The following is a 6,691-nucleotide window of genomic DNA, read 5'->3' on the forward strand; positions in this document are numbered from 1 at the left end:
CCTCATCAATTTGGTGGCATAAACCACCCCTTGCTATATACTCAAATAATCGTCAGCCCTAAAGGAGATGCCTTACTGCTGGATTTTGCCAAAAAGCTGGTGGAGAATGAAAATCTGGGTCAGGATGCTATAACAGATTATTTGGCCATTAGTTTTTCAGGAGTAGATGCGGTGAATCATTTCTTTGGACCTTCAAGTTTGGAAAATGAAGATATGGTTTTACAACTGGACAAAACTTTAAAGAGTTTGTTTGAATTTATTGATAAAAAAGTGGGCATGGACAACACACTCATCGTTCTTTCTGCCGATCATGGTATGGCGGAAATGCCGGAATATATGAATGAAAAAGGTATGGAAGTGGGTCGTATTTATTCAACTGACATCATTGATATAACCAATAGAATAGGTGCAGACAGCTTTGGCATAGATTCTATAGCCAAAACGTTTTTCAGACCATCTCTGTACTTAAAAAAGGATCTTATTCAAAGAGCAGGTCTGGATGCCTCCCATGTAGCAAATGTGATCGCTACCGAACTGTCAAAAGTTACTGGAATCGCTGTCGCTTTATCAAAAGATCAAATCCAATCACCGTCAAAAGATCCCATTCATATTAAAATCAAAAACAATTTTAATGAGCAACGCTCAGGAGATATCTATGTGGCTCAAGCCCCTTATTGGTTTCTTTTTGAAAAAGGCCCTATAGGAGTCATGCACGGCTCACCATGGGAGTATGACACCCATGTTCCCATTATTTTTTCAGGTCCCGACATAGATCATAAATCCATCAATCAGCTTGTACATCCCGCAGATCTGGCACCAACTTTATCCGCATATCTGGGTATTCCTGCTCCTGAATCCAGCTCTGGAAAGGTTCTAACAGAAATAAAAAACTAATTAATTCAATATATAGCGCTCATTTGCGTTATCTAAAAAGTTGACAGTATTTTTTTTTAACCAAACTTAAGTCTTAGAAAGAATGAAGATTGCAAAAAGTATATGTGGTATTTTGATCATTTTGAGTGTTGTTGTGGCATGTACAACGGCAAAAAGTCAATATGAAAAAGGGAATTATTATGATTCCGTCATGCGTTCCGTTGAAAAACTGCGCAAAAGTCCAAACAACAAAAATGCTCGGGAAACACTGGCAAATGCCTATCCTCAGGCAGTGAATGCCTTTATGGATAAACTTGAAAATCAGGACCATGCCAATGTCGACTTTCAATATACCAAAGCAGCTGGAACCTATAGAAAACTGAATAGCATGTATGAAAGTATACAACGTTCACCAGGTGCTCAGCAAGTTATCAGCAATCCAAAGAAATACTATAAAACCCTTGATAGAATTAAACCTTTAGCGGCAGATGAACAATTTGAAGCCGGTCTTTATCAGCTTTCGATGGGAAATCGTGAAAACGCCAAGCAGGCCTATTATTATTTTTTAGAAGCAGATAAATTCGTCCCTGGGTACAGAAATGTAGGTGAAAAAATAGACGAGTCATACCACCGTTCTATCCTTCATGTTGTAGCGAACCTGAAACCTGTTCAATCCAGGTTTTATGAAGTAAGTGCCGACCTGTTTTATAAGCAAGTGGAGAATACCTTAAAGCAAATAGAAAATAATGAATTTATCAGGTTCTACTCTCCGGAAGAAGCTGCCAATAATAATGTACAGAATCCGGATCAAATACTGGAAGTTAATTTTGAGGATTTTGTAGTTGGAGAAACACATACCAAAGAAACCATTGAAAAAATGGAGCGAGATAGCGTGGTCATCGGAGAAATAACGTTAGACAGCGGAAGAAAAAAAGAGGTTGTTGGAACCGTGAATGCAGAAGTTGCTCTCTACAGAATGGAAGTCATTTCAAGAGGTCTTGTAAATTTATCTATCACAAAGAATGGGATGAATGATAAAGACATCGTTTACCAGGATCTACCGGGTGAATTTGTATGGTTCCATGAATGGGGTCAATTTAACGGCGACCAGAGAGCCTTGAGTGATGAGCAGGTTGTGATCTGTCAGAACAAAAGAATCACTCCGGCTCCACCGCAACAATTGTTTGTTGAATTCACAAAGCCGATTCAATCTCAGCTACACAATAAACTGATTTCATTTTATAAGAACTATTAACAAGCTGCAGGTATATAAAATCCTGAGCGCTTATCGCCTCGGAACAGAAGGAAAAGAACCCTCCGTTCCGAGGCGATTAGGTTTGAAACTTTGAACGAAAAGAAATAGGATTGGTTCCTGTAATCTTTTTAAAGGTTCGGTTAAAGTAAGACAGACTTTCAAATCCACTGGCAAAGCAGGTTTCTGTGACGTTTTTTCCTGACAACAAAAGTTTCTTAGCCTTATCAATTCTATAATGATTCACAAACTGCGTAAAGGTCAGCTTGGTCATTTTTTTAAAATAACGACAAAATGCAGGTTTGGAAAAATGACTTAAAGAAGCCACTTCCTCAATATCGATCCTCCTTTTATAATGCTCATCAACAAAGGCATAAATTCGGTCAATTCGATTCTTGTCTTTTGTGTTAAACTGATTTTTAACCGGATGCTCGTGAAGGTATTCCTTATCACCTGATTGAGCCAGGGTATTTAAAATATCTATCAACTCAAGAAATTGCTCAAAATCATTCAATTTCGGCAAGTCTTTAATGCGCCTTCTCAGCAGTAATTTTGTTTTCTCTCCAAAAGCAACACCTTTTTTTGATGCTTCCATCAATCTGTGAATGGGTTCTAATTCCGGCGTGGTTAGAAAAGCATTCTCCAAAAAACTTTGCTGAATGTGTACAACTATTTTTTCATACGGATCTTTGATGCCATAGTCAAAATTTAAGTGGGGGATATAAGATCCTATCAATACCAAATCACTACCTTGAAATCGAGACAAATGATTTCCTACGTGTCGATTGCCATCAACTCCATCAATAAAAACCAATTCAAACTCAGGATGGAAATGCCAGTAAAAAAAGTCACTGAAGTCCGGGTTCACCGACAGACTCAAAGAACTTCCCTGTTTGGGTTGAATATGCTCTAATTCCGTTTTCATTGTATGAATTTAAACAAAATTAGCTAATAATTGATATATATATAACTCAATAATCAATATTGTTCAAATTTCAATCATTATAAGCGTAGCCATCGCTTTTGTTCTCGGCTATCTTTGACTTGTACAATTGGCTTAAGCGATTAAAAAACGACGAACATGAATTATCAAAACGAAAAAATAGACGAAAGAGAAAGTCCAAATCAAAATCACAAAGAAATTCCTGGCAACCCGTCCACCGCAACCAGCAGTGAATTAAAACTGAACGACCGATCGAATGGAAAAGCATTGAAGGTCTTGTCGGAAGCAGATTGGAAGTTTTGGATAGAGAATGGGTATGTGGTCATTAAAAACGCTGTACCCAAAGAGCAAGCCAAAAAAACAGCCGATTTCTTATGGGAATTTGAGGAAAAAACTGCTTCAGACCAAAATACCTGGTATGCACCTCCTCGGGCTGAAATAGAAATGAAAGAACTGGCAGGTACAGGGATGGTTGAAGTATATAATAATCAGGCTTTGTGGAATAATCGACAAAATCAACGAGTATATGATGCCTTTGCTGATATATGGGGCACGGAAAAACTTTGGGTCACCATAGACAGAGCTAATTTAAACTTCCCGATCAGACCTGGTTTTGAATACAAAGGATTTATCCACTGGGATTATGATCCTGAAACCAAACCTCAAAATGTTCAAGGCGTATTGGCCTTAGCCGATCAAAATGATGAAGATATGGGTGGCTTTCAATGCATCCCATGGCTCTACAGAAATTATGATACCTGGAAATTGGGACAACCCGAAGATCGTGATCACTTTCAACCGGATGTAAGTGATTTGACCGAACAAATCGTAAAGGTCAAACTAAACGCCGGAGACCTGCTGATATTTAACAGCACCCAACCACATGGCATCCGTCCCAACCTGTCCAAAGATAAAGTTCGAATTGCGCAATACATATCAATGATGCCTGCGGAAGAAGACAACGAGGAACTAAAAAATTGGCGTATCAACTCATGGGAAAAAAGAATTGCACCCAGCGGATATGCTTTCCCGGGGGATCCAAGAAATTTTGAGCAATTAAAATATGAAAAGGCAGCATTAAATGAATTAGGTAAAAAGTTGCTGGGTCTTTCAAAATGGTAAAAATCAGGTTTCCTAAATAATTCCTACATTTATATCATTGACCAAAATCTTAGAAGTATCCATGCTGGGAAACCTACATTTTATTGACATTTCGATTGTCCTTCTCTATTTTGCTATCATTCTTTGGATTGCCTGGTGGGTTTCAAAAGGTGGTGGAAGTTCAAAGGGAAACAGAGATTCTAAAGACTATTTTCTGGCAGGAAAAAGTGCGGGCTGGTTTGTTATCGGCGCCTCCCTTTTTGCTTCTAATATTGGGTCTGAAATCATTATAGGAGTTTCAGGAGCCGGTGCACGAGCTGAAATGCCTCAGGCTAATTTCGAGATCATTGCCGCATTAGTCCTCATTTTACTCGGCTGGGTTTTTGTCCCGTTTTATTTAAGGTCCGGTGTGTATACCATGCCTGAATTTCTTGAAATTCGCTATTCAAAAGCCTGTAGAAATTACCTTTCCGTAGTGTCTGTACTGGCCTATGTGATTACGAAAATATCACTCATCATTTTTGCCGGTGCCCTGGTGTTTGAAACCATGGGCATATCATTTTGGACCGGAGCTATTATTACCATTGTAGCTACAGGTTTTTACACCATTCTTGGAGGCCTGAAAGCTGTGATCTATACCGACATGATCCAGACTTTTATTTTATTGGCAGGAACAGGTGCCGTCACCTATTTTGGTTTGATGCAGATCGGAGGATGGGATGCAATGATCGAAACCATCGCAGATGCCTCGTCAACACCCGGTAATCCGCCAGTTGAAAGTTTCTTCAACCTTTGGAGGCCCGTTGATGATAGTTCTTATCCATGGACGGGAATGCTCTTTGGAGCACCCATTTTGGGGGTCTGGTATTGGTGTACAGATCAATTTATTGTGCAAAGAACCTTATCCGCAAAGGATATCAGCAATGCCCGAAAAGGAACCTTGTTTGCCGGATTTTTAAAACTGCTCCCCGTTTTTATATTTTTTATTCCTGGGGTTATTGCCTATGCGTTGGCTCAAAAAGGGATGTTGAGCTTTTCACTTGACAATCCCGACCATGCCTTACCGGCAATGATCAATGGATTTTTACCCATTGGATTAAAAGGGCTGGCCATTTCCGGTCTTCTCGCTGCCTTAATGAGTTCACTGTCCTCTGCCTTTAATTCCTCATCAACCCTGATCACCTTCGATTTTTACAAACAATACAAACCCAATGCCAGTGAAAAGGAACTGGTCTGGGTTGGTCAGCTGGCAACGCTCGTTCTGGTTATTGCCAGTTTTTTATGGATCCCCTTTATGAAAACCTTAATGGGTGGCGGGCTTTTTCATTATTTACAGAGCGTTCAGGCCTATATCTCACCCCCTATTGCAGCGGTTTTTTTGTTTGGCTTGTTTTTCAAATGGATCAACGCCAAAGGAGCTATTGTAGCACTTTGGTCGGGTTTTGCCTTGGGTATGTTCAGACTGGTAACAGAGTATCTGAGCAAAGAAGGAATCATCATCGTGGAACAGGGTAGTTTGTTACAGCTCATGTTGGATATTAACTTCTTGCACTATGCCATTGTTTTATTCGTTTTTAGTGTTGGTGTGCTCATGATTTTCAGTAAAATAGGAAGTGCTAAAAAACCAGCACTTTTGGAATTAGTGACTTTTAGTAAAGAAGAATTAAACGTTAAAATAACCTGGTCAACAGATGTTTTTCTGACCATTTTATTGATCTTCTGTGTGCTGACACTTTGGATTATTTTTAGCCCCTGGGGCATTATTTCATAAGTATGAATTTAGAATTAGATCAAAAAACAGTATTTATCACAGGCTCAACCTCAGGCATTGGTTTTGCCATGGCTGAAGGGTTCCTGGATGAAGGCGCCAAGGTTATTATCAACGGGCGCAGCCAAAAATCTGTAGATGCTGCGATGGCAAGGTTACAAACGAACAGAAAAAGTGCCAAGGTTACCGGCATTGCCGTTGATTTCAAAGACCCAAAATCAATTGGTACCATAAAGGATAATATTCCACAGGTTGACATTCTTATTAATAATGTGGGTATATTTTCATCACAATCATTTGAAGCAACCACCGACGCGCATTGGCAGGATATGATTCAGGTAAACCTGATAAGCGGTGTTCAGTTATCGAGATGGTTTTTACCAAAAATGATTGACCGGAATTGGGGCAGGATCTTATTTGTTTCGAGTGAATGTGCACAACTTGTTCCAGAAGATTTAATCGCTTACAGCACTACCAAGGCGGCATTACTCAGCTTATCCAGAGGACTTGCTCAGACTACCAAGGGTTCAAAAGTAACGGTGAACACCATCATACCAGGTTCTACACTGACTCAGGGTGCGCAAGATTTTTTAAAAGAACAGGCTAAAAATCAAGGAGTGTCGAGGGAAACAGTTGCTCAAGATTTTTTTAGTACAGATCGAAATAGCTCTTTGCTTCAACGATTTGCAGAGCCAAAAGAGATTGCCAACATGGCTTTGTTCCTATGCAGCCCTTTGAGTGCTGCGACCAACGG

6 protein-coding genes are annotated in these 6,691 nt (G+C 39.7%); 5 read left to right on the plus strand and 1 reads right to left on the minus strand.

Translation table 11 applies throughout. The annotated features are described in order from the left end of the window. On the plus strand, positions 1 to 894 hold an 894-nt coding region (locus ACR2MV_RS14655; protein ID WP_434022837.1), incomplete at its 5' end, for an alkaline phosphatase family protein. 82 nt (positions 895 to 976) lie between these two features. Continuing rightward, entirely contained in the window at positions 977 to 2,128 is a 1,152-nt protein-coding gene (locus tag ACR2MV_RS14660) for a hypothetical protein (RefSeq protein ID WP_434022838.1), read from the plus strand. Positions 2,129 to 2,204: 76 nt separating this feature from the next. On the opposite strand, the gene ACR2MV_RS14665 is transcribed toward ACR2MV_RS14660, so the two are convergent. Then, a complete protein-coding gene (locus ACR2MV_RS14665; protein ID WP_434022840.1) occupies positions 2,205 to 3,050 on the minus strand; it encodes a helix-turn-helix domain-containing protein in 846 nt (281 codons plus the stop codon). 156 nt (positions 3,051 to 3,206) lie between these two features. Here ACR2MV_RS14665 and ACR2MV_RS14670 point away from each other — a divergent pair, with 156 nt between their 5' ends. The 3 genes from ACR2MV_RS14670 to ACR2MV_RS14680 form a co-directional block, all read left to right on the plus strand. Then, positions 3,207 to 4,190, plus strand: coding sequence for a phytanoyl-CoA dioxygenase family protein (locus ACR2MV_RS14670; protein WP_434022842.1), 984 nt, complete (start codon positions 3,207 to 3,209; stop codon positions 4,188 to 4,190). Between the two features lie 37 nt (positions 4,191 to 4,227). Then, positions 4,228 to 5,940 (plus strand): sodium:solute symporter, encoded by a 1,713-nt coding sequence (locus ACR2MV_RS14675; protein WP_434022844.1) that lies wholly within the window; start codon positions 4,228 to 4,230, stop codon positions 5,938 to 5,940. Positions 5,941 to 5,942: 2 nt separating this feature from the next. Continuing rightward, positions 5,943 to 6,691: SDR family NAD(P)-dependent oxidoreductase (locus ACR2MV_RS14680; protein WP_434022846.1), on the plus strand; the 749-nt coding region annotated here is incomplete at its 3' end.

The sequence above is a fragment of the Lutimonas sp. genome (genome assembly GCF_051011215.1).
Taxonomy (GTDB): domain Bacteria; phylum Bacteroidota; class Bacteroidia; order Flavobacteriales; family Flavobacteriaceae; genus Lutimonas.

Excerpts from the sequence above, each read along its gene's own strand:
- ACR2MV_RS14660 (WP_434022838.1), top strand. The coding sequence starts at position 977 with ATGAAGATTGCAAAAAGTATATGTGGTATTTTGATCATTTTGAGTGTT.
- ACR2MV_RS14665 (WP_434022840.1), bottom strand. The coding sequence starts at position 3,050 with ATGAAAACGGAATTAGAGCATATTCAACCCAAACAGGGAAGTTCTTTG.
- ACR2MV_RS14670 (WP_434022842.1), top strand. The coding sequence starts at position 3,207 with ATGAATTATCAAAACGAAAAAATAGACGAAAGAGAAAGTCCAAATCAA.